Origin of the sequence: Pantoea sp. SORGH_AS_0659 (assembly GCF_031453915.1) — a bacterium.
GTDB classification, from domain to species: Bacteria; Pseudomonadota; Gammaproteobacteria; order Enterobacterales; family Enterobacteriaceae; genus Pantoea; species Pantoea leporis.
Genome location: NZ_JAVJAK010000003.1, coordinates 20,919 through 45,105, shown reverse-complemented (window position 1 = coordinate 45,105; position 24,187 = coordinate 20,919). Strand labels below are relative to the sequence as shown.

General features: G+C 50.9%; 21 protein-coding genes. 8 read left to right on the top strand and 13 right to left on the bottom strand.

The window, feature by feature from the left end:
* The first annotated feature begins 74 nt into the window (after positions 1–74).
* On the top strand, positions 75–1,151 hold the full coding sequence (locus tag Q3H59_RS21330) for a diguanylate cyclase (RefSeq protein ID WP_192414602.1): 1,077 nt from the start codon (positions 75–77) through the stop codon (positions 1,149–1,151).
* A 1-nt stretch (position 1,152) separates the two neighbouring features.
* On the opposite strand, the gene Q3H59_RS21325 is transcribed toward Q3H59_RS21330, so the two are convergent.
* Complete coding sequence (locus Q3H59_RS21325; RefSeq protein ID WP_309837097.1) at positions 1,153–1,614, bottom strand: OsmC family protein; 462 nt, start codon at positions 1,612–1,614, stop codon at positions 1,153–1,155.
* Between the two features lie 177 nt (positions 1,615–1,791).
* On the opposite strand from Q3H59_RS21325, the gene Q3H59_RS21320 reads away from it, so the two are divergent.
* Positions 1,792–2,340: a GNAT family N-acetyltransferase gene (locus tag Q3H59_RS21320; protein ID WP_309837095.1), complete on the top strand. Its 549-nt coding sequence runs from the start codon at positions 1,792–1,794 to the stop codon at positions 2,338–2,340.
* On the opposite strand, the gene Q3H59_RS21315 is transcribed toward Q3H59_RS21320, so the two are convergent.
* The 3 genes from Q3H59_RS21315 to Q3H59_RS21305 all read right to left on the bottom strand — a co-directional run bounded on the left by Q3H59_RS21315 (position 2,321) and on the right by Q3H59_RS21305 (position 5,762).
* Entirely contained in the window at positions 2,321–3,400 is a 1,080-nt protein-coding gene (locus tag Q3H59_RS21315) for a mechanosensitive ion channel family protein (RefSeq protein WP_137387105.1), read from the bottom strand. The genes Q3H59_RS21320 and Q3H59_RS21315 overlap by 20 nt on opposite strands.
* Positions 3,401–3,651: 251 nt before the next feature.
* A complete protein-coding gene (locus Q3H59_RS21310; RefSeq protein WP_192414597.1) occupies positions 3,652–4,521 on the bottom strand; it encodes an ATP-grasp fold amidoligase family protein in 870 nt (289 codons plus the stop codon).
* Positions 4,522–4,526: 5 nt separating this feature from the next.
* Positions 4,527–5,762 carry an oligosaccharide flippase family protein gene (locus Q3H59_RS21305; protein ID WP_405042308.1) on the bottom strand — a complete coding sequence of 412 codons (1,236 nt, stop codon included), beginning with the start codon at positions 5,760–5,762 and terminating at the stop codon, positions 4,527–4,529.
* Positions 5,763–6,387: 625 nt separating this feature from the next.
* On the opposite strand from Q3H59_RS21305, the gene Q3H59_RS21295 reads away from it, so the two are divergent.
* Positions 6,388–6,576, top strand: coding sequence for a YjfB family protein (locus tag Q3H59_RS21295; protein ID WP_110867097.1), 189 nt, complete (start codon positions 6,388–6,390; stop codon positions 6,574–6,576).
* 110 nt (positions 6,577–6,686) lie between these two features.
* Here the strand turns inward: Q3H59_RS21295 and Q3H59_RS21290 are convergent, their stop codons facing one another.
* The 6 genes from Q3H59_RS21290 to Q3H59_RS21265 all read right to left on the bottom strand — a co-directional run bounded on the left by Q3H59_RS21290 (position 6,687) and on the right by Q3H59_RS21265 (position 13,651).
* Complete coding sequence (locus Q3H59_RS21290) at positions 6,687–7,295, bottom strand: SIS domain-containing protein (protein WP_110867098.1); 609 nt, start codon at positions 7,293–7,295, stop codon at positions 6,687–6,689.
* Positions 7,292–8,932: an FGGY-family carbohydrate kinase gene (locus Q3H59_RS21285; RefSeq protein ID WP_101761226.1), complete on the bottom strand. Its 1,641-nt coding sequence runs from the start codon at positions 8,930–8,932 to the stop codon at positions 7,292–7,294. Before Q3H59_RS21285 ends, Q3H59_RS21290 begins: the two co-directional genes overlap by 4 nt.
* A gap of 28 nt (positions 8,933–8,960) precedes the next feature.
* Complete coding sequence (locus Q3H59_RS21280; RefSeq protein WP_280172973.1) at positions 8,961–9,914, bottom strand: ABC transporter permease; 954 nt, start codon at positions 9,912–9,914, stop codon at positions 8,961–8,963.
* A 1-nt stretch (position 9,915) separates the two neighbouring features.
* Positions 9,916–10,905, bottom strand: a complete 990-nt coding sequence (locus Q3H59_RS21275) for an ABC transporter permease (RefSeq protein WP_210080148.1) — start codon at positions 10,903–10,905, stop codon at positions 9,916–9,918.
* Entirely contained in the window at positions 10,898–12,418 is a 1,521-nt protein-coding gene (locus Q3H59_RS21270) for a sugar ABC transporter ATP-binding protein (protein ID WP_280172974.1), read from the bottom strand. The genes Q3H59_RS21275 and Q3H59_RS21270 overlap by 8 nt, the downstream gene beginning before the upstream one ends.
* Before the next feature lie 246 nt (positions 12,419–12,664).
* Positions 12,665–13,651 carry an autoinducer 2 ABC transporter substrate-binding protein gene (locus Q3H59_RS21265; RefSeq protein ID WP_192235288.1) on the bottom strand — a complete coding sequence of 329 codons (987 nt, stop codon included), beginning with the start codon at positions 13,649–13,651 and terminating at the stop codon, positions 12,665–12,667.
* 639 nt (positions 13,652–14,290) lie between these two features.
* Here Q3H59_RS21265 and Q3H59_RS21260 point away from each other — a divergent pair.
* Both Q3H59_RS21260 and Q3H59_RS21255 read left to right on the top strand, forming a co-directional pair.
* Positions 14,291–15,586 (top strand): MFS transporter, encoded by a 1,296-nt coding sequence (locus Q3H59_RS21260; RefSeq protein WP_192235286.1) that lies wholly within the window; start codon positions 14,291–14,293, stop codon positions 15,584–15,586.
* Positions 15,587–15,601: 15 nt separating this feature from the next.
* The gene (locus Q3H59_RS21255; RefSeq protein ID WP_192414585.1) at positions 15,602–16,408 is read left to right on the top strand and encodes a substrate-binding domain-containing protein; all 807 of its coding nucleotides are present in this window, start codon (positions 15,602–15,604) and stop codon (positions 16,406–16,408) included.
* On the opposite strand, the gene Q3H59_RS21250 is transcribed toward Q3H59_RS21255, so the two are convergent.
* The 3 genes from Q3H59_RS21250 to Q3H59_RS21240 form a co-directional block, all read right to left on the bottom strand.
* A complete protein-coding gene (locus Q3H59_RS21250; RefSeq protein WP_192414583.1) occupies positions 16,383–17,282 on the bottom strand; it encodes a LysR family transcriptional regulator in 900 nt (299 codons plus the stop codon). The genes Q3H59_RS21255 and Q3H59_RS21250 overlap by 26 nt on opposite strands.
* Positions 17,283–17,419: 137 nt before the next feature.
* Positions 17,420–18,211, bottom strand: a complete 792-nt coding sequence (locus Q3H59_RS21245; RefSeq protein WP_225614570.1) for a cytochrome c oxidase assembly protein — start codon at positions 18,209–18,211, stop codon at positions 17,420–17,422.
* 12 nt (positions 18,212–18,223) lie between these two features.
* Positions 18,224–18,700, bottom strand: coding sequence for a DUF2243 domain-containing protein (locus Q3H59_RS21240; protein ID WP_309837082.1), 477 nt, complete (start codon positions 18,698–18,700; stop codon positions 18,224–18,226).
* Positions 18,701–18,940: 240 nt separating this feature from the next.
* Here Q3H59_RS21240 and Q3H59_RS21235 point away from each other — a divergent pair, with 240 nt between their 5' ends.
* The 3 genes from Q3H59_RS21235 (at position 18,941) to Q3H59_RS21225 (ending at position 23,776) form a co-directional block, all read left to right on the top strand.
* Complete coding sequence (locus Q3H59_RS21235) at positions 18,941–19,555, top strand: TetR/AcrR family transcriptional regulator (protein WP_101761235.1); 615 nt, start codon at positions 18,941–18,943, stop codon at positions 19,553–19,555.
* A gap of 73 nt (positions 19,556–19,628) precedes the next feature.
* On the top strand, positions 19,629–20,729 hold the full coding sequence (locus Q3H59_RS21230) for an efflux RND transporter periplasmic adaptor subunit (RefSeq protein ID WP_309837079.1): 1,101 nt from the start codon (positions 19,629–19,631) through the stop codon (positions 20,727–20,729).
* Positions 20,726–23,776: an efflux RND transporter permease subunit gene (locus Q3H59_RS21225; protein ID WP_309837077.1), complete on the top strand. Its 3,051-nt coding sequence runs from the start codon at positions 20,726–20,728 to the stop codon at positions 23,774–23,776. Before Q3H59_RS21230 ends, Q3H59_RS21225 begins: the two co-directional genes overlap by 4 nt.
* Positions 23,777–24,187 lie beyond the last annotated feature (411 nt).

Below are 24,187 nucleotides of genomic sequence, written 5' to 3'. Positions count from 1 at the left end.
TCTTAAAATAAAGCGACCTGCCGCCGATATTTCCCGTTAAACTGCAATTCTTGTCGTCCTGATACTTTCCTTGCATGAACTACTACTCACCTGACGATAGCCATTTGAAGCGGCGCTCCCAACGCTTCGTCCGCCGCATGTTTATCATGCGTCAGCTAGGCACGATTTTATGTTTTTTCCCGATTCTCTCGGTACTGATGGAGAGGGATCGTGGCCTGGCGTTTAGCGCCCTGTTATTTGTGAATGCGTTTCTCTGGCCGTGGCTGGCTTATCAGCGCGCGCTGCGGGCCGAAGATTCCACCGCCACCGAGCGACACAACTTAACCCTTGATGCCGCCTTTGGTGGCATTTGGGTAGCGCTGATGGCGCTGAGTCCGCTGCCTTCCTTTGTCATCATGGCGGTGCTAGCCTCGGACCGCTATGCAGCGGGCGGTGCTGCCCAGTTGATTGCAGCGATGCAGGCATTTCTCTGCGCCTTTGTGCTGGTATGGCTGGTAGATGGCGCAGGCGTTGATTTGGCGTTCAGCACGCGAACTGTCTGGCTGAGCCTGCCGCTGGCAACCTGCTACATGCTGGTACTCAGCGTCACCTCGTACAATCTCACCTGGCAACTGCGTAAACGTAACCGCGAGCTGGAGCGCATTGCGCTGATGGATCCCGGTCTGGGGATTCCCAATCGTCGCTTGTTTGAACGTCGGCTGGAGAGCGAATTTCTCAGCACGCGTCGTGGCGACAGCGCTGGCTATTTACTGCTCATAGACCTCGATTATTTCAAATCGGTAAACGATACCTGGGGACACGAGGCGGGGGATTTCCTGCTGGCGGAAATTTCATCGCTGCTGCGAAATCATGTGGGATTGCAGGATATCCCAGCGCGTTTTGGCGGCGATGAGCTAGGCGTGATTGTGCATCATGCCAGCGACGAATCGGTGGTGGCGCTGGCCCAACGTTTGCAGGAGAAGATTGCGCAGGTGCGTTTACCGGCATCGGCGGAGTTTCGTTGTTCGGTGAGTATAGGTATTGCATCGGCAGCGCATGCAGAATCCATACGTCACTGGTTGCGGCATGCCGATGAAGCGCTGTATGAGGTGAAACGTGCCGGACGCAACGGCGTGCGCTTGTGGCAACCGTCGCTGGCCGGCGCGGCCTGAATTACACGAACTCGGGTTCGCAGTTCACTGGGAAGTTAAGCGAGTTAGCAATAAAGCAGGCTTCGTGGGCCTGATGATGCAGTTCACGCGCGCGGTCCGCATCCGCCGGATCGCGCAGCGCAATGCGCGGTTTCAACGTGATGTTGGTAAACCGACCGCGCGTGCCCTCAATCATTGTCCCTTCCGCTGCATCTTCATAAGCTTCCACCACAATTCCGGCGTCAGAACATAAATGCAGATACCACAATTTGTGGCATGCCGAGGCCGAAGCCAGCAATAACTCTTCCGGATTCCAGCGCGTCGCATCCCCGCGAAACGCTGGATCGGCGCTCAGCGCTATCGTCTCTTTGCCAGCGGCAATCAGCTCCGCGTTACGATCGTAAGCGGTATAAGATGCGGTGCCGTTGCCGCGGTTGCCGGTCCAGCGCACCGCGACCTGATAATGGTGTTCTTTTGCTGCCATTATTGATGCTCCTTTTAAAATGAACATGACATCAGCAGACTATCAGGAATTGCCGCTACAACGCCTGCGATCGGTGATATCGATTTTCATGAAAGGAAAGGGGCCGTGTAATTTGTTTATAGCGAAAGCTGTTAGGTAAACTTAAGGAATCGGATAACGTTTAAGGGAAAATTTACCATGTTAGAGACAAACCGCCTGATCCTCCGACAATGGCAGCAAACAGACTTACAACCCTTTGCCGAACTCAATGCCGATCCCGAAGTGATGAAGTATTTCCCGAAAACGCTGAGTCGTCAGGAAAGCGACAACGTCGTTGCAAGATTTAAGGCGATGATTGTTGCAAACCAGGGTTGGGGTTTTTGGGCCGTTGAGATGAAAGCCACCGGCGAATTTGTCGGCAGCGTGGGTTTTGCACAGCAGCCAGATCGCTTCGATTTTTCTCCCTGCACGGAAATTGGCTGGCGTATCAATAAAAAGTTCTGGGGGCAGGGAATCGCCAAAGAGGCCGCCCAGGCATCGTTGGCTTACGCGTTTAATGTTTTGCATCTTCCCGAGGTCGTTTCGTTCACCACTACTCATAACACGCCATCTGAGAAGCTGATGCAGCGATTGGGGATGCAGAAACAAACTATCTTTCTCCATCCCGCGTTACCTGTCGATCACGCGCTAGCTGAGCATGTGCTTTATAAGATTTTCCACAACAACTTCATTGACTCGCCTCTCTAAACCCGGCATCAGTCAATGTCGCCCGCACATGAGGAAGACTCTGCGGATAATTTTGCTGAATAAACTCAATCATCTTTTCCCGCACGTAACAGCGTAAATCAAAGGCGGTGGGGGAATTCTGCGCCGTCATCAATAATCTGATGGTCATGGTTTTGTCAGTGGTATCCGTAACCTGAAGCACCTGAGTTTGTTGATCCCAGAGTTTAGTTTCACTGAGAACTTTTTCAAAATGCTTACGCAGAGGATCTAATGGCATCGAATAATCGAGGTAAAGAAAAACAGAGCCTAATATTTGGGCGTTATTGCGCGTCCAGTTCTGGAAGGCATTTTCGGTAAAGTAGGTGATGGGCAAAACTAAACGACGCAGATCCCAAATACGCACCACAACATAAGTCAGGTTGATCTCTTCAATCCAGCCCCATTCATTTTCCACCACCACAGCATCATCAATTTTTATCGGTTGGGTAAAGGCGATCTGAATCCCGGCGAACAGGTTAACCAGCGATTTCTGCAGAGCAAAGCCAATGATTATACCGGCAACGCCGGCACCGGCGAGAATGGTCGTGCCGAATTTTCGCACGCCAGGGAAACTGAGCAAAATTAGCGAAAGACACAATGTCACCAGTACGACAATCGCGACTTTTTTCACATACATTATCTGCGTGCGAATTTTTCGCGCACGAAGGTTATTCGAAAGATTGATGTCATAGCGAATAAATAGCATATCCTGCGCCACATTGATCAATCGAATAAGCACCGAGCAGAAGGATAAGATAATGAATATATTAACGGTGGTAGTAATAAAGCTCAGTGAGCCTGGCTGGATATTAACATAACTAAGTCCAGCACTGATTAACAATAAAGGGATAAACAGAAACAGCGATCCGCGCAGATGCTTTTCCAGTGACTTGAACAGTTTTCTATCACGTTTTTGCCAGTAGCGAATAAATCTAAGGAGGATAAATCGCGCCAGAAATCCTATTGCGAGTGAGAGAGTGACAAGCAAAACAGCAGGCACCCATGTTGGAGCACCAGATAACTCATCAAATAATAATGGCATTACTTTCCCTTTTATTAAGCCAACAACTGTGGTTGTCAGATAAGTCAAAAAATTCAGTAACCATTCTGATATCGGTTATCTGAAGATTATTTATTCATACTTATCAGTATAGACGCTGTAGCAGGCAGGGGATGGGTGGCGTATGCATCGGTCGCCACCAATGGCGACTCTTAGGCAATTTGGCGAAGTTTTTGTAGGGTGCGCAGTGATGCGCACCTGTTACGAAAGGAGGTAAATCAATCACTTTGAAACTACAACTTTAGCTGGCTGCCTAAAATAGCATCGGCTTCCTGCAGTGTCACATCGAGTCCCGCAGAGGGCGTAAATGTCAATTCGCCAAAAATAACCTTACCGTTGAGAAGGTAGAAGTCAGCACGAACAAATTTAAAATCAGCGGCCAGTTTAACCGCATATTCTTTCATGTTAGTGAAACCTTCCGGCACCTTTGGATAGCTGTTGGTATTGATTAATTCAACAGTATCTTCAAAGGGAAGCGGATGCCAGTTCATATCAAAATAATAGAATTTAGGTGTGCCTTTCTCTCGCTCCATGCACACCATTACCGCATAAGGTTTTCCATTGAAACAGTAGAATTTATAATCCTCTGGGAATCCACCACGTTCATTCTCAATGTATTTTTCGCATAAGATTTTGCGGTCAATTTTCTTATACTGCGGCTCAATGAAATGGGAGGAGAAATCCTGCTTCAACCATTTACTGAGTTGCTTGTTGGTTTTTTCAATGTCCAGCGATGCTTTGCTATCACAGATTATGTTGTAACCTGCGCCATGGTTACACTTAAGTGCGAATTTATTGGGTAATGCGCGGTAGTCAATATCCATTGGGTCATCATACACGCCGTAGAGTTCATTCAGGATTTCACCACACCCTTTCGCTATCACATACTCCCGAACCTTATACTTGTCCGCGCACAAGGTATAAATATCGCCATTTAACTCATTGAATTTGAGCCACTGAATTTTTTCATTGAAATTGATTGGATTGGTTAAGTTCAGCTTTTTCTTGAACTTAATATAGTAATGTGTTTTAGCGCAAAATTCTGGGTACATATATGCGCTGATTTTTAACGCTGATTTGACTGTGTGTTTTATCATTTTCATTAAAATTATCTCAGTTTGAAAATGTTAAGATGCATTTTGATGATTGTTTTATTTCTGAAGAAGTAATTGAGTAAAGTGCAAGACATAATCTCAACGATCAAAAAACAGTATGCGGCCCCATTAATGCCGAAGGAATTAATCATTAGCCATGAAAGCGGTATGGTTAAGACACAACATAAAAACATCTTTTTAGCCAGGTAACTGTATCCGGACTCTTTGATCATATAGCGATAACAAATTGTACCTAATGCAGAGAACATAGTGCCGATGATAATGATGGGAATGATACTCACGGAATCCATATACTTATCGCCATACAATAAATGGATGAAGTATTCACCAAAAAAGTAGAATCCAGCTAACGCTATAAGCGAACACAAGATGACAATTCGGTTGATTTTAATGAGTAGCATTTCAACGGTGATTTGATCTTTTTCACTGTATATCTTTGAGAAGAAGCTTGTTATTAATGCCAATACGATAAATGACCAGGCACCTCCTATGGTTAACGCGACGCTATACACGCCCAGATTTGAGTAAGAAAGGATTTTTGCCAAAAAAATGCTCGATATCTGCGTATAGATGTCAGCCGATAGACTCGATAAAATCAGCGCACCGCCGGTGAATAACATATGACGGTTATACATTCCGGCGCCTTTACGATTCTCATTTATTTTTGTGGTGTAGTTAAAATAGATAAGACGCAGGAAATAAGGTATGAGCGGGATGATAATAATAGGAATGGTGAAGTAGTTCACGGGCATTTTGAAGTATGAAATAGAGAATCGAATCAACAAGGCAACAGATAAGCCGATCACATTGGTGATAGTGTTTATTTTTGATTTTAATTGCGTGTTGTTGTAGATGGAAAAGAAGTCCATCACAATGTAGTAAGTGGCAATACAGTTTGCCACACCAAATAGAAACACAATGATGTCAGTGAAGAAATAGAGGTAGATCAACACCGCGCTTGATGACAGGAGAAAGAAAAATCGCCGTTGATTTTGTGTGTGTATCGCTAATGCGATCCCAGACTTACTCTTTTCACTCATGCGTTTAAAGATGATGTTCTGACCGCCAAACCACGATAGCGTTTGCACAAATATAAACAGAGAAGTTGAAATGTTTATTTTGCCATAGTCTTCAGGGCCAAGGTATTTTGCCATCAGCGCATTAATATATAGTAGCCCGATGATATTGACTGACTTTTCTAACATGATCCATATTGAGTTAGAGTACATTGCATGTCTCTCATCTACATAGCTGTGTTGATAGCGTTAAGGACTGTTTACAAGCCATCCGCAAAAATTGAAGCTTTCTTGTATATGCATTAATGTTGTGTTTTATTGCGAAATATTCATATAAAAAACACCCAATATCACTGTTTATTCTGCAGGCTAAATTAATTAGGTTGACAGTGTGGCTGCTGATATCCAATTAGTGAAGGGTTTTTTTATTAATCAGATTAATGACGCATTTTTTCAAATATTGAGTCCATTATTTAATCGTGTTCGACTCTATATATTGTGATGATGATCATGATTTTCTTTAACGGGGCTAATTACCGAGAGCACACAGTGTAGCGGCGCAATTCATTGCGCGATTATGCCCTATTTCATCAGGCTGATTTCTGACCACGTCAGTACCGCTGTGGCTTACAGCCTGCCGCTGCTGTGCTTTGTCGTGGTGCTGGCCTATGCATTGAGGCAGCGCAGACATTCATAATGCGGTGAGTGGCTTGAGGGGCGATTCTGCGGAATCGCCTTACGAGTGAACGTTAAAGTAATGCGTGCAAATGCCGATAAGCCTTTCAGGCTTTTAAAAGCTGTTTTTGTACTCAATATTCGTATTAATCAGGAGAGCAAGATGGATGTATCACAAATTACATCACTGGCTACCGGCCTTGATAACATGGAACTGGCTAATAAAATAAGCACGTTAGTACTGAAGAAAACGTTAGATAATCAGCAATCGATGGCGAGCGGCATTCTGGATTCGATTCCTCAGTTGCCTGCAAACCCTGCAATTGGGCGCAACATTAATACCACTGCCTGAAGTCAGCATTAACGGTTTTATGGAGTGATGTCGATCGGGTATCACTCCTCAAATGATTAAGTAGTGTTGGCATGTTATTAGCGGAAGAAATTACAGGATGAAGGTGTCGATCACATATCCTGTTCGCGCAGTATTTTGCCGACATTTCCGCCCGGATGGACGTTGAGCAGCCGCTGCTGATCGAAGCCGTTACGCAGCATGATGTTACAGCACAGCGCATCGAACACCGCCAGCACCAGCATGATAGAAGTGGTAGCCAGCATATTAAGCGGGTCGATCTCGCGCTGGATATGCGTTTTCACCACCAGCGTAGCGGCGTCGGCAATCGCTGAGTCCAGGTTTTCCGTCACGCTGATGATAGCAACGCCTTTGGTTTTAAGCGTCGGCAGCAGGCGCGTCAGTTCTTCAGAATTACCGCCTCGTGAAATCAGGATCATCAGGTCGTTGTTGCGCATAAATCCCAGGTCACCGTGGGCTGCATCGGTAGCGTTGAGGTACACTGCCGGTTGTTCGACGCACGCCAGCATATGGGCGATTTTCCGCGCGGCAATGCCCGAGGTGCCAACACCGGTCACAACAATTTTACCGTGACATCCGGTAACCAGCATCAGGAGCTGATGCCAGGTTTCGGCATCAAGATTACGCTGTAACGCCAGTAATTCCTCGCTATAGGTCTGCCAGGCCTGACATGCCTGAGTAAATTCTTCTTCCGCATTCATTCGGTTTTCCCCTGCATCAGGTCACGATATTTCATGCTGTCGTGATACATCTCGTGGAATACGCGGTATTTACGATCGTAATACTCTTTGATTTTGTTGGTCTGTGGTGTGATGGTTTTACCAATGCGGCTCATTGCAGCCATGGCTTCCGGCAGCGAATCATAGACACCCGCTGCAACGGTGCCCATCATGGCGCTGCCGAGCAACATCGCTTCACTCTCTTCCGGCAACAGCATTGCGCAACCTGTCGCGTTGGAATGCTCCTGCACAAAAATCGGGTTTTTAGTGCCGCCACCACTCGCCATCATGGTATCAATGCAATAACCACTCTGGTTCATGGTTTCAATAATATGACGAGTGCCGAGCGCCAGCGCCTGAATGGTGGCGAGATAATGCAGCGCCATGTCTTCCGGCGTGCGAGACAATTTCAGGCCAGTCAACGTGCCCGTGAGTGTTGGATTAGCACGCGGTGAGCGGTTGCCGTGGAAATAGGGCAACATATGAATGTCTTTGGTCAGGAAAGCGATATTTTCTGGCTCACCCGCCATTTTGCGCAAAATACCATTCAGAATTTCATAAATCGTTTTGCCGCTGTCTTTTCCCTGTTTGAGTAAATCCTGATAACACGGGTGTGACTGAATGACATGATCAATTAACGCGCCGGTAGTCGATTGTCCGCCTTCATTCAGCCAGTAATCCGGCAGAATCGCCGAATAATATGGCCCCCAGATCCCACCGATATAGCGCGCGCTACGCGACATCGCCATATGAGCGGTGGATGTCCCGCCAATCAGCGCGATGCGATTATCGAAATCCGCTGATTCGCCGGATACGCCGCTGGCACCCAGAATGCCGAGGCTACCCGCGTGGGCATCAATAATGGAGACGCTGACCGCCGTACCGGCAATCAACCCCATTTCTGCAGCGGCGCGCTGAGTTAATCCATGCCCCAGCGGCTCACCCATGGTTTTTACTTCACTGCCGATTTTTGACGCGTTGTTTTCCAGCAAATCTTCCAGACCGATCTGGCGGAAATAGCTCGAGTCCCAGCGGTCTTCGTGACCGATATACGTCCATTTGCAGACGGTGGAGCACAACGAACGCGTGGTGTCCTGCGTGGCGCGCCAGGTAAGAAAATCAGGCAGGTCGAACAGATGCCCGACGTTGCTCCAGGTCGTCGGCATGTGTTGCTTCAGCCACAGCAGTTTTGGCGTCTGCATTTCTGGTGAGATGATTCCGCCGACAAATTCCAGCACGCGGTGGCCGGTGGCATTGATGCGTTCTGCCTGCGTGATAGCACGGTGATCCATCCATACAATAATGTTCTGCTCGCTTCGCCCGGACGGGCTGACGGTCAGCGGTTTACCTTCTTTATCCAGCACCACCAGCGAACAAGTGGCGTCAAAACCGATGCCTTTCACCTGAATAGGATTGATATCTGCCTGATTAACCGCGTCTTTTACGGCGTTACAGACAGACTGCCAAATCTCATCGGAAGACTGTTCGACGAAATCGGCTTTCGGGCGGTACAACGTGATCTCACGGCTGGCCTGGCCGACCATGCGGCCGGTCATATCGAAGACGCCTGCGCGGGCGCTGCCGGTTCCTACGTCTATTCCAATAAAATATGTCGCCATGTTTTTTCCCTTCGTAAAAATCTTTCGCTTATGATTTTCTGTTTTGCAGAGCGATAAACAGGATCAGAACGCAACCCCACAGCGCCATGGTCAGATAACTGCTAACGCCCATCAGGTTAAGGCCGCTCTCGAGCATTTGTAGGACGATCAACGCCAGTACCAGTCCGATGACCCGGCCAAACCCGCCGTCGGGATTAATTCCACCGAGTACAGAAGCCAGAATGGTCACCAGCAAATAGGAGTCGCCATAGCCTGCTTTGGCCGAGTTGAATTTGGACATCATCAGCAGTGCCGCGCCCCATCCGAGCAGCGCGGAAAGCACATACACCGCGAGAGTAACTTTGTGGGTATTGACACCACTGAACCGCGTGGCCTGTTCGTTGGAACCCATCAGATAGAGGCTGCGTCCCAGCGTGGTATGTTCCAGTAACACCCACAACAGCAGCGCCACCAGCAGGAATAACAGCAGCGCAACCGGAATGCCGAGCAGGCTGCCGTTGCTGAGATATTGAATGGCTGCCGGGAAGCCGGAAATCACAGCACCATTGGTTAGCAGAATATTCAGCCCGCCAATCAGCGTCATGGTACCGAGGGTCGCCAGAATCGGCGAAACACCGATATAGGCGATCAGTGCGCCATTGAGCGCGCCAATGAGCACAGCGATGACCAGACCCGCGAGCATCGCCAGCGCGAAATATTCTGGCTGGTTCGGGTGCGCCACCAGAATGGCCGCCATCGCCAGCGAACAGGCATTGGCTCCGGCAATGACCGACAGATTGATACCGCCGGTGAGCATGGTGATACCCATACCCAGCGCCAGCATGCCCAGAATCGGTAATTGAGAGGAGATCGACTGGAAATTGCCGATGCTGTAAAAACTGCCGCCCAGCGTGAACGAGAACAGCACGGCAACGGCGACGATGATCAGTAACTGCAAGCGGATGATGCGATCGCCAGGAAAGAAGCGGTTTAAGGTTGTCATGTCACATTCCCTTTGCCAGTTTGCGTTTTTCATTCCATGCGGTGCTGCTGATGCTGACCAAAATGATCACGCCGCTGAAAACCTGATGCCAGTAAGATGAAATGCTCAGCAAGGTCATACCATTTTGCAGGAAGGCCAGCAGCATTACCCCCAGAATGGTGCCGGTCAGCGAACCACGGCCGCCGGTCATGCTGGTGCCGCCTAATACCACCGCCGCCAGCACCGTCAGCTCATAACCCAGCAGGGAATTAGGCGCGACAGACTGGGTGATTTGTGCCTGAACCACGGCCGCTATACCCGCCAGCAATCCCATAAATCCGTATACATAAAAATGCAGTCGCAGGATGTTCAGGCCGAGACGCGACGCAGCGTCACGGTTGCTGCCCATAGCATAAATCTGGCGCCCCACGCGTGTGCGGTTCATCAACACGCCGGTGGCGATGATCACGCCCAGCAAGCTAAGCAGCGGCAGTGTCAGGCCATAGTCGTAACCGTCGGCGGCGGTAAAGGAGAACCAATTAATACCGTTCATAAACCAGTCGGGAAACCCGTATAACCAGGTGCCATTGGTGACATACACCAGCAGACCGTAAAACAGGTTTAACGTGGCAATGGTGATAATGATGGCCGGAACGCGCAGCCAGTACACCAGAAAACCGTTGACCAGCCCGAGCAGCAACCCGCTGCCCATCGACAGGGCAAATGCCAGTGGAAAGCTACCGCCGTGATGGATGATGTAACTGGCCATCACGTACTGACCGATTGAGGTAATGGCCGGGAAAGAGATGTCGATGCCCCCGGCAATTAACACCACAAACAGACCACAGGCCAGAATGGCAAGAATGGCGTAACTGGTGGCGACGTCAGTCAGGTTACCCAGGGTCATAAATTCACTGGTGCCGACGCTTAAGCCAATCACCAGCAGCAGAACCAGTAATCCCAGCCAGAATTCGTGCTGGGAAAACAGTTTCGACAGAGATTTATTATCCATTAATCACCTCCGCAATCTGCGCTTCGCTGCTTTGGTGCGGCGCGAATTCCGCTACCAGTTCGCCTTTGCGCATCACCAGCACGCGATGACTGTTGTAATACGCTTCCGGAATTTCATCGCAAATCATCAGCACCGCCATGCCAGATTCCGCCAAATCGCGAGCGATGCGATAAATTCCCTCTTTGTTGGCAATATCTACGCCGACGGTCGGCGAATCGAGGATCAGAATATGGGGTTGTGTTGCTACCCATTTGGCGATGGCGATCCGCTGCGCGTTACCGCCGGAAAGGGTTTTAACGGGTAACTGGCTATCCGAGACTTTGATGTTCAAATCGCGGATCAGGTCCCTCACCACCGCTGCGGCTTTCTGATGGTCCATTAATCCTGCGCCGGTGTGCAGCTTGTCGAAAATGGACACCAGCGTGTTGTCATAAATCGATTGTTCCATGATCAGACCCTGCGTCAGACGGTCTTCTGACACATAAGCAATGCCGTGACGGATGGCGTCGCGGTTACTGTGGAATTGCACCACATTGCCGTTAACGCGAATTTCTCCGCTATCTGGTTGGCTCATGCCGAACAGGCTCAGACAGAGTTCCGTCCGGCCCGAACCGAGCAGGCCAATAATCGAGGTGATTTCACCCTGGCGCAGCGCCAGTGAAATATTCTGATACTGACCATTGCGGCTTAGTTGGCTGATTTCAAGGAGTGGCGTTACGTTGGCTGGCGCACGATGCGGCAGATGACTGTAGGTAAAACGTTGTCCGGTCATCAGGAACGCCAGTTCATTACTGTCGAGTTCGCTGGCCGGATAGGTGCCAACCAGTTTGCCGTCGCGCATCACGCTGATGCGATCGGCCACTTCCATCACCTCATCAAGACGGTGGCTGACAAACACCACGCAGATACCGGCGGCTTTGAGCTCATTCACCACGCGCAACAGACCATTCACTTCAGTACGAGTCAGCGATGCGGTCGGTTCATCCATAATCACTAAACTGGCGTCAGCGGCGATAGCGCGGCATATGGCGACTAATTGGCGATCGGCGATCGACAGCTTTTCGACTTTACGATCCGGATCCAGAGAGACGCCGACCCGTTGCATCGCTGCCACCGCTTTTTTGCGCATTGCCTCGCGATGTACCCAAAAATCTCCGCCGGGTAAATAACGGTGAATGGCAATGTTTTCGGCTACCGACAGGTTGGGAAATAAAGACAAATCCTGATAAATAACCTGAATGCCGTAATACGAAGAGAGCTGGGGCGTAAGAGTATGAAATAGTTTTCCGTCCAGCGTAATGGCCGCGCCTTTTTCCGGCTGATAAACACCAGAAATGACTTTAATGATGGTACTTTTGCCACAGCCATTTTGACCAGCAAGGCAATGCACTTCGCCTTTATTTAACGTCAGGCTGACATTGTCTAATGCTAGTACGCCGGGAAATTTTTTGCTGATTCTTTCAAGGCTGATAAAGGCCTCATAAGGGGCAGGGGACGTATTAAGCGTATTCATCACCGATCCTTAAGCATATCCTTTGTAAATCCAGTGGGCGTTGGCTGCACAGTTTTAATTGAATCAATGAGTTACATTTTCTCATTGGCAACTTTGCCTTGGCTGGAATTATTTTGGGTATAAATTTTCATGTCTGAGTCGAGATCTAAATACGGCACAACATACAACGCCGTATTTATTTCTCTTAGCCTGGTGTGGCGCTGGAGATAATCTGTCTCCGGAAAATACCTGAATTAAAAAGCCTGATCAGAATCCAAGTGATTTCGCATTCTCTGGTGTCACTTCCAGAATTTTATTAAAGCGAATGACTTTTTTATCCATATCTACGTCGGCTTTCCCCAGCCCTTCAATAGTCAGATCTTTGGTGACTTCTTTACCCTGCAATAGCTGATCAGCGACCGTTACTAAGGCATAGCCGGCATCTTTTGGATCCCACAGCAGCGCTTTCTTAATATCACCGCGCATTAAATACGGAGCAGCTTGAGCGGGCATAGCGATACCAACAACGGCGATTTTATTTTTAGCGCGTTTCTGTTGAACCGCCTGACCCGCACCAATCGGGCCGAGCGAACCGAAACCGATAATCCCTTTCAGGTCGGGATAGGTCTTCATTAAATCCAACGTGGTGGAGTATGACTTATCAATATTTTCCGCCACCGGCAGGCGAGACGTTACTTCATGCATATCCGGGTACTTTTCTTTCTGATATTTGATCGCAGCATCCGCCCACGCGTTATGCAGCGGCACAGTCAGGGATCCAACATAAATGGCGTACCCTCCTTTGCTACCCATATCTTTTGCCAGTTCGTCCATATTGGCTTCAGCATATTTCTGGCTGTCGATGGTTTCGATATCCCATTGACCAATTTGCTGGTCCGGCGATTCATGGGTTAATACCACGATGCCCTGGTCACGCGCTTTCTTTAATACCGGCTCCAATACTTTGGCATCGTTTGGCACCACGATGATGGCGTCGACTTTTTTAGCAATCAAATCTTCAATCACTTTGACTTGCTGGGCCGGGTCTGGAGTGGAGCCGCCGACTTGATAAGCGTTGACATCCAGTTTTTGCGCGGCCTCTTTCACGCCGACTTCCATGCGGGTAAACCATGGGATGCCGGTGACTTTGGCGACCACGGCAATATCGTAAGGCTTAGCGGCGAAAGAGGGTGTTGTGAATAACATGCATGCTGAAACCACACATGCACTGACTAATGCGAGGTTAAATTTCATTGCGATACCTTTCTTATGATGTTTTGCAGTAGGGAGCGGACGGTTGGTATTCAATTCACACTCAGAGATTAACTGAAGGAGACACCGGTTTTCGCATGATTGTGATCAAAATGTGAACAATGCCCAGTTTTGTTAAATTTAAAGGTTAATTGTGTTAATAAAAAGTAAATAAACACTCCTCCCTTTCCCGGCATCCCGAATTTCAGAGGTGATGGGGTGTTTCTATTAACAATTTATTTCCAATAAAGTAACAAAAGAGAAATATTTGACCGCGTCGTATCTTTCTTGCAGCGAAGAAGGCGGTGCCAAAAATTTTATTTGCACGGAATGTGAACAGCAGCGCATTCCTGGCGATTTTAAGATTCCGCAAACGACGTTTCCCGACCGCCGTCATTTTCATCCTCACCGGATATGAGCCTTGTCACAAAATACGTATGACGTTTTTAGCCCTCAAAAAGTAACGCTAAGAAGTGAGGGGCTGTTAAAGGCCCGTTGCAGCTTGTTAATGAATTTGCTAACGCAGATTAATGCAGTAAACGCATCAACTCATGAGTTTATTGCGCTTATATAGTTTGTTTTGCTCATCCAGTCTGCAGAAGCAGGCGCTGTAAAAGCGCTAATGACAAACTGGAGATAAACATGCATTCCTCTAACCTACCCATGACGGCCCGAACCCGATGCAGTGCGATACTGCGGGTGACTTCTGGCAACTTTCTGGAACAATTCGATTTTTTCCTTTTCGGGTTTTATGCCACTTATATCGCCCATACTTTCTTTCCGGCCAGCAGTGAATTTGCTTCGCTGATGATGACCTTTGCGGTCTTTGGCGCAGGGTTTTTAATGCGTCCGGTCGGCGCGATTGTGCTGGGCGCGTATATTGATAAAGTCGGCAGACGTAAAGGGCTCATTGTTACCTTGTCGATCATGGCGGCGGGGACCTTCCTGATTGTTCTCATTCCGTCTTATCAAACGATTGGGCTCTGGGCACCCTTTTTAGTGCTGTGTGGTCGCTTATTGCAAGGCTTCTCAGCGGGCGCAGAGTTAGGCGGCGTATCCGTCTATCTGGCAGAAATTGCCACGCCCGGCCGTAAAGGTTTTTACACCAGCTGGCAATCTGGCAGCCAGCAAGTGGCCATTATGGTGGCAGCGGCCATGGGCTTCGCACTGAATGCGGCCATGGAAGAAAGCACCCTTCGCGAGTGGGGATGGCGTTTGCCTTTCCTGTTCGGCTGCCTGATTGTTCCGTTCATTTTTGTTCTGCGCCGTAAACTGGAGGAGACCGAAGCGTTCACTGCTCGCCGCAACCACCTGGCGATGCGTGACGTGTTTAAAACGCTGTTAGCAAACTGGCAGGTGGTTATCGCCGGAATGTTGATGGTCGCCATGACCACCACCGCGTTTTATCTGATCACCGTATATGCCCCTACCTTTGGTAAAAAAGTGCTGATGCTGAGCGCTTCTGACAGTCTGCTGGTGACTCTGCTGGTTGCGGTATCAAACTTCTTCTGGCTACCGGTTGGGGGAGCCCTGTCAGACCGCTATGGCCGTAAGCCAGTATTGGTGACCATGGCGATGCTGGCGCTGATGACTGCTTATCCGGCACTTAACCTGCTTGCTGAAGCACCCAGCTTTTCCATGATGCTGACAGTGCTGTTGTGGCTCTCCTTCCTTTACGGTCTGTATAACGGCGCCATGATCCCGGCATTAACAGAGATTATGCCGGTAGAAGTGCGAGTTGCTGGCTTCTCTCTGGCCTACAGCCTGGCTACGGCTATTTTCGGTGGATTTACGCCAGTCATTTCAACTGCACTGATTGAGTACACCGGCGATAAGGCTTCACCCGGCTACTGGATGAGCTTTGCTGCGATTTGTGCATTACTGGCCACCCTCTATTTATACCGTCGCAGCGCGTTATCACTTCAAACCGCTGGTTAGTTCAGGAATAACATCATGCAAAAAATACATCGTTCACTTCTCATTACGCTGTTAGTGAGTTCCGTTAGTTTTTCAGCGGCGGCCAAAGATGTCACCGTTATGATTTCGGGCGGATTTAAAGCGGCGCTGGAAAAACTGGCTCCACAATTTGAAGCAAAAAGCGGCGACAAGATCATTTTGATCTCTGGCCCCTCGATGGGGAGAACGCCTCAGGCGATTCCAGCGCGCCTGGCGCGCGGGGAGAAGGCGGATGTGGTGATTATGGTCGGTGATGCGCTAAAAAACCTGGAGAAGGATAACTGGCTTCAGCCGGGCTCGCGCGTTGAGCTAGCCGACTCTTCAATTGGTATGGTCGTTAAAGAAGGTGAGCCTAAACTAAATATTAAAACGGATGCAGATCTGCGTAATGCCCTTTTGCAGGCCAAATCTATTGCTTATTCTGACAGTGCCAGCGGCCGCTATGTCAGCAGCCAACTGTTTAAAAAACTGGGAATAGAAGACCAGGTAAAAACAAAAGCGCATAGGGTAGAGCGCATTCCGGTGGCATCCGAAGTGGCTAAAGGCAATTATGCCGTCGGTTTCCAGCAAGTGAGTGAATTGCTACCTGTGCTGGGCGTCACCTTTGTGGGTGAACTGCCTGAAGATGTGCAATACGTTACCCGTTTTGCCGGTGCGGTGACCGCCAAAGCAACAAACGGGCAGGAGGGCAAAGCGTTACTCAACTTCCTCTCTTCGGCTGAGGCGCAAGATACTGTGCGCGCTACCGGATTGCGATCGGTGACGGCTGAACTGCCAGTTAAACAACACGATACTGTTCAGTGATCAGCTTCTCTAACTCAGCTGCAATGTAGGATTGCATACGGCCACTGCGCCTGATCAGGCCAACCGTACGCTTTACCACCGGCTCAGTGAGTGAAAGGTGTGTGAGTACTGAATGCTCTGACATCGGCATCGACATAGCGGGTACGGCAGCCATGCCGATACCCGCTTCAACCATACCTAGCATGGTGGTCACATGACGGGTTTCGCAGATACTGGGGCGCTCAGGAACGATGTGATCCAGCATCTTATCAAGTAGATGGCGGTTACCGGAGGTCTTATCCAGCTCAATGTAATCCTGCTGATAAAACTCTCGCCAGGTCAGGTTTTTTTTATTGGCTAATGGATGATCCCGCCTGCAGGCCGCCACGTAGACATCGCTCGTCAAGGGTATAAATTCGATAGTGGTTTGCAGATCCCTGGCAAAACAGATGCCGAAGTCTGCCTGACCATTGGCCACTGCTTCAATGACGTTTCCAGCGCTACTATCAATGATTTTCACACGCACCCGTGGATAGCGTGTCTGGAAACGGCGGATAACATCGGGCATAAAATAGTAGGCTGCCGAGGGCACAGTGGCAACGGTGACCAGCCCTACACGATCCTGACTCACCTTATTAATATCCGCTAATACCAGTTCAACATTCGCCAGCAGCTGATCTGAGCGTTCAGCAAAGGTCCGTCCATATAGTGTCAACGTGACACGCCGGGTCGTTCTGTCGAACAACTTGATCCCTAACGCGGATTCCAGCTTTTCTATCCTACGACTCAATGCTGACTGAGAAAGGCAGATGGACTCAGCGGCAAGCCGAAAATTACTGTATTCAACCAGCGCACGGAAGGCATAAAGATCGTTAAGGTCAAAGTTTACAGGCATAGCAGCAGACAGTCCTTTGGAGCCAGCGGGTGTTCAAAGGGGCAATGATAGCCACATTATTGATTACGGTAACCACGTCTTACCTACAAATGTTATTACTTTTCATATTGGCAAATAATTTTGTCATGGAATGGTCATTATTTCCCCACCAGCATTTCTGGCAGCGTGCTGCGTTGCCGGAACCACGCGGCAAAAAAGCCGAAGATAATGCAAAACTCGGCAATATCTCCGCCGTAATACATCCACTGCGCAGCCTGCTGAATTTCTTCAGAGCTGGCTAAGGTTCCACGTGGGTATCCGAAGCCGTACATCAACTTCGCAAGAATAGCGTGAGCGGTCGTAGCAAAAAAAATTGCCGCCAGACGCACAGTTCTCGATGGACGGTGAGGCGCGGGATCGGGCCCGGCAACAGACCAGGTAAACAGGTAGCCGGAGAGGACAAAATGCAGATGCAGGAAAATAAACAGGGCAGGAATGGCCATGCTAAACGCATATAACGGAGTGAGATAAAGAAGATACATCCCGCCAATAACCAGCGAAGCAGCGGTAAATGGATGGATTAAAAAGCGTATCGGGCGGGTGCGGAGAATAGTCATCATAGCGCGCGCCCACCGTGCGGATAGAGTGCGTAATATCAGTGAGCCGGGCGCCCCAAATACCAATCCGAGAGGTCCAAACATACCAAGTAACAGATGCTGCAACATATGACCGCGTAAGTCATGATGCGCCCAGTTAGCCAAAGGCGGCAGCATGGATGCCACGATCATGACGATGCCGGCGGTGAAGCTGGCCATGCGCCAGGCGCTCCAGTGGGCAACCCGGCATAAACGGACAGCGGCGATCAAATAAAAAAAGAGAATGACAGCAGGAGCTATGACCAAAAGAATAAATAGCGCGACTGAATGAGGCATCGCCGCAGGATGCATCATGGGATCCACGGATCAAACTTCCGTTTTAGCGGATAGAGCAGACCGCGCGTGACGATAAATCAGCAAGCCTGCCACCAATAACAGCACAGCAGACAGATTCCAGATAAGGTCATAAAGCAGCACGTTATCAACATAGCGGATCTGATGCAGCCTGAGCAGCTTGTGATCAACAATCCCATCAAACAGTTGAAAAGCCCCCAAACCCATAATGAATCCTGCCCATGCTGCCGTGAGGTTGAGTTTTCCACGGCTTCGCAGGTCCGCAAACATGAAAAAACCAAGCACGAAAAGAATCAGCTCGCCTGCGTGCAATAATCCATCTGAAAGCAGGCTAAACGCGGGTGTGCCCCAGTCAAAGAAGTGATGCCAGGCCAGAATCTGATGAAATACCACTTCATCAATTGCCGCCATCATACCGATACCCAGTGGAAGGGTGGCTATGAATGAACGTTTCAGATCGGATTGAGGACTGGAATTCAAAGTTGGCACTACGCTCTCCGGGTAAAAGTTAAATTTCACTTAAGAAGCGTAGATGATAATTCCCGCAGCCCGGTCGGTTTACGCCAGCGTTATGTCGGGCAGGGCGCACGACATGACCAAAAGCGGTTTTCCAGAGATTTCGCTGAGATTGTGATGATAGCAATCAGGCCTTGAAGCGATGAGAAATTGTGACCAAAATATCCACTGGTCACTCATCGTTTACATCAGCTCACCGAGCAAAGTTGAAATATGACAGAGAAAAAAACTACCGCCGCCACGCGTGGGCCTTCCGATCACACCATCCGCGATCAGATTGTGGCTGCCGCCATGGAGTACTTTAGCCATTACGGCTTTGAGAAAACCACCGTATCCGATCTCGCGCGATCAATCGGCTTCTCCAAAGCCTACATTTACAAGTTTTTCGGTTCAAAGCAGGAAATCGGTGAAGTCATCTGCGCCAATTGCCTTACGGATATCACGGAAAGGCTGAACGCTGCGCTGGAGCAGTCACCTTCCGCCACGGAAAAAATAAAGCAGCTGTTTCAGACGCTTGCTGTGGCAGGCTGCGAGCTGTTTTTCCGCGAGCGTCGGTTGTATGACATCGCCGCCGCCTCCTCGCGTGAGCACTGGCCTGCTGCTGTGCAATATGAGGATTCCCTGCGTGAAATCGTGCTCGCCATCCTGCGCGCAGGACGCACTGCCGGGGAATTTGAGCGTAAAACGCCGCTGGATGAAACGGCCGCTGCCGTCTATCTGGTACTCAGACCTCTTGCCGATCCACTCCAATTGCAATCCTCACTTGATACGGCCGGAGAAGATGCAAGCCAATTGGCTGCATTAGTACTTAGAAGTCTCGCTCCGTAATTTGTGACCATTGACATAATTGGTCACTAGTCAGAGAATGGCGTCCTCATACTTTCTTTGAGTAAGGTAACCCATGCTCCGGCATCTCCCTTTGTTGTCCGTCATCTGCCTGCTGCCGGTCATTCTGACTGGCTGCGGCGAACCTCTATCAGCCGCTGACGATCCGCGCTCCCGGCCGCCACTCATCAGGACGGCGACCGTCGAGCCTGCGGCGGGTCAATCTCGCGTTTTTACCGGCATTGTGGCCGCACGTTTTCAGAGCGACCTGGGTTTTCGCGTGTCGGGCAAGGTGCTTGAGCGTCTGGTTGATAAGGGGCAAAGCGTCAAACGCGGTCAGCTGCTGATGAGGCTCGATCCGGCTGATCTCGCGCTGCAGGTCCGCGCTGCGGAGGGTGCGGTAAACGCCGCCCAGGCACGCGCGCGCCAGACCGGCGATGATGAGAAACGCTATCGTGGATTGGTGGGTTCTGGCGCGGTCTCTGCATCCTCTTACAGTCAAATTCGTGCAGCGGCAGATGCCGCGCGTGCCGATCTTAGCGCCGCGCAGGCGCAGGCACGCGTGGCGCTCAACGCCTCGCAATATGCCGTACTGAGTGCTGATGCCGATGGCGTGGTGGTGGATACGTTGGCCGACCCAGGCCAGGTGGTTAGCGCCGGTCAAACGGTTGTGCGCCTCGCCCGCGCTGGTCAGCGTGAGGCGATGGTCAGTCTGCCGGAGACATTGCGCCCGCAGGTGGGATCGCCGGCCACAGCCATCCTGTATGGCAGTGGGATCGAGAATGATGCCAGGCTGCGCGAGTTGTCAGACTCGGCGGATGCAGCAACCCGCACCTACGAAGCACGCTATGTGCTAAGCGGTGCCGCAGCCAGTGCTCCACTGGGTTCAACCGTAACCCTGCGTATCCCGGAGTCTGCGACGACGCCAGAATCCTGGTCAGTACCGCTCAGTGCGGTTTGGGATGCGGGACGCGGTGCTGGCGTCTGGCTGGTGGAAGGCAAACCCGCCAAAGTCACCTGGCGGGCCGTGACGCTGCTCGGCATCAGCGACGACAGTGCGCGCGTGTCGGGTCCGCTTCAAAGCGGGGAACAGGTGGCCGCGCTGGGCGCACACCTGCTGCATGAAGGCGAAGCCGTCCGCATCGGAACGCCTGGGTCGCAAGGAGCCACGCCATGAGCCACAATCGCTTTAATCTGTCGGCGCTGGCGGTGCGTGAACGATCGGTCACGCTGTTCCTGATCATTCTCGTTACGGTCGCTGGCGTAGTGGCTTTTCTGGGTCTGGGAAGAGCGGAAGATCCCCCCTTTACCGTCAAGCAGCTGACGGTGATCACCGCCTGGCCTGGCGCCACCGCGCAGGAGATGCAGGATCAGGTGGCTGAGCCGCTGGAGAAGCGACTGCAGGAGCTGAAGTGGTATGACCGCACCGAGACCTATACTCGTCCCGGAATGGCATACACCATGCTTTCCCTGCAGGACAGCACGCCACCTTCTGAAGTGCAGGAGCAGTTTTACCAGGCACGCAAAAAGCTCAGCGATGAGGCGCGCAACCTGCCGGCGGGTGTGATCGGGCCGATGGTTAACGATGAATTCTCGGATGTGGTTTTTGCCCTCTATGCACTGAAAGCAAAGGGAGAACCGCAGCGATTTCTGTCTCGTGATGCCGAAAAACTCCGCCAGCAGCTGCTACACGTTGCGGGCGTAAAAAAAGTCACTATTACCGGCGAGCAGGCAGAACGTATTTATGTCTCCTTTTCCAGCGATCGCCTCGCTACGCTGGGCATTACACCGGAACAGATATTTAACGCCCTGAACGGGCAAAATGCCCTGTCACCCGCCGGTTCGATACAAACGCGCGGGCCCGAGGTGTTTATCCGCCTCGACGGAGCGCTGGATACGCTCGAAAAAATCCGCAACACGCCGGTCGTCTCCGGTAATCACACGCTACGGCTTGTCGACGTGGCCAAGGTCGAACGTGGCTATGTCGATCCGCCCGATTTTCTCATCCGTAATGAGGGTGAACCTGCACTGATGTTGAGCGTGGTGATGAGGGAAGGCTGGAACGGTCTTGAGCTGGGTAAGGCGCTGGAACAAGAGGTCCGAAATATAAATAGCGACATGCCGCTGGGCATGACGCTCACCAACGTTTCCGACCAGGCGGTTAACATCAGTTCGGCTGTCGATGAGTTCATGGTGAAGTTCTTCGTGGCTTTGCTGGTGGTGATGGTGGTGTGCTTTGTCAGCATGGGCTGGCGCGTTGGCATCGTGGTTGCTGCCGCGGTTCCGCTGACGCTTGCCGTAGTATTTGTGGTGATGGCCGCCACGGGAAAAAACTTTGACCGCATCACGCTGGGTTCACTCATCCTCGCACTGGGTTTACTGGTTGATGACGCCATCATTGCGATAGAAATGATGGTGGTGAAAATGGAAGAGGGCTATGACCGCATCAAAGCATCGGCCTACGCCTGGAGCCATACAGCCGCGCCGATGCTGGCCGGCACGCTGGTAACCGCGATCGGCTTCATGCCCAACGGCTTTGCGCAGTCCACCGCCGGTGAATACACCAGCAATATGTTCTGGATCGTGGGGATTGCCCTGATTGCCTCGTGGGTGGTGGCAGTATTGTTTACCCCTTATCTGGGCGTGAAGATGCTGCCCGACATCAAGCCGGTAGTCGGTGGCCACGCGGCAATCTATAACACCCGCCACTACAATCGCTTTAGACGACTGCTAACCAAAGTCATCGCGCATAAGTGGTGGGTGGCAGGCGCGGTGATTAGCTGCTTTGTGCTGGCGATCATTGGCATGGGGCTGGTGAAAAAACAGTTCTTCCCGACCTCCGATCGTCCTGAGGTGCTGGTTGAAGTGCAAATGCCTTACGGCACCTCAATAGAGCAGACCAGCCAGACCACGGCGCGAATTGAGCACTGGCTGAAAAAGCAAAAAGAAACCCGCACGTTAACCGCGTATATCGGGCAGGGTGCGCCGCGTTTCTATCTGGCGATGGCCCCGGAATTGCCGGATCCCTCTTTTGCCAAAATCGTGGTGCTGACCAACGGCGAGCACGATCGCGATGCGCTGAAGCAGCGTCTGCGACAAGCGGCAGCAGATGGGCTCGCGCCTGAAGCGCAGGTGCGCGTTACACAGCTGGTTTTCGGTCCCTATTCGCCTTATCCGGTCGCTTACCGGGTGATGGGTCCCGATCCAGACGTACTGCGCCAGCTGGCCGCGAAAGTGAAAGTACTGATGCAGGCCAGCCCGATGATGCGCACCGTCAACACCGACTGGGGTTCACGTGTACCGGTAATGCATTTCAGGCTGGATCAGGATCGGCTGCAGGCGATGGGGCTAACGCCTGCCGGAGCGGCTCGTCAACTGCAGTTCCTGCTAAGCGGGGCATCTATCACGGCGATTCGTGAAGATATCCGATCTGTGGAAGTGGTTGGTCGTGCAGCCGGAGAGGTGCGCCTCGATCCCGCGCGCCTTGACGCTCTGACGCTAGCCGGAGCCGATGGGCAGCGCATTTCACTCTCGCAACTCGGTGAAATCGACATCCGCATGGAAGATCCGCTGCTGCGTCGCCGCGATAGAACGCCAACCATAACGGTGCGCGGCGATATTGCTGACGGATTGCAGCCACCGGATGTCTCAAGCGCGTTGAGCCGGGAACTTCAGCCATTAATCGCGTCACTGCCGCCGGGGTACCGTATTGAACAGGCGGGCTCGATTGAGGAGTCGGGTAAAGCGACTAAAGCGATGCTGCCGCTGTTCCCAATTATGATTGCCCTGACGCTGCTGATCATCATCCTGCAGGTGCGTTCCATGGCAGCGATGGTGATGGTTTTTCTGACCGCGCCGCTCGGGCTGGTTGGCGTTGTGCCCATGCTGCTGCTATTCCAGCAGCCCTTTGGCATCAATGCACTGGTTGGGCTGATCGCGCTGTCAGGGATTCTGATGCGTAATACGCTGATCCTGATCGGACAAATCCATCAGAATGAGCGGGAAGGCCACGAACCTTTCAAAGCTATCGTTGAGGCAACGGTGCAGCGCGCCCGGCCGGTTCTGCTGACAGCGCTAGCGGCGATTCTGGCATTTATTCCACTGACGCACTCCGTGTTCTGGGGCACGCTGGCTTACACGCTGATTGGCGGGACGCTGGGCGGCACCATTATGACGCTGGTGTTTTTACCGGCGATGTATGCCATCTGGTTCCGTGTCAGGTAGGCTATTGATGTAAAAAAATCCCCGCCTGGAGCGGGGAAGGAAGTATGAACAATATGCAAAGACTCTCGCACGCTGTGCGTGCTGTGTGTAACCTTCGTACCAAGTATGAAGCGATAAAAGAGTAGTAGCAGTATTTAACGCCTGCAACTCAGGTCCACAAATAAAAATGAAAAGGCTCGGGGACGAGGCCTTTATCACTTCAATCATCACCGCAATGGTTTGATGAACAGCCCTGAAAACCCTGCCTGGCTTCGTTTATCCTCGTCAGTAAAACCCGTGCGTTACTTATCAACATGGTCTTTTAAAAATGAGAAATCGATTAATAAATGGCATTTATTTGGAATGGCCAAATAAAAATTAGCAATATTCTTGATGATTGAGTTCATAAATAACCGAAGCGGTTTCATTTTT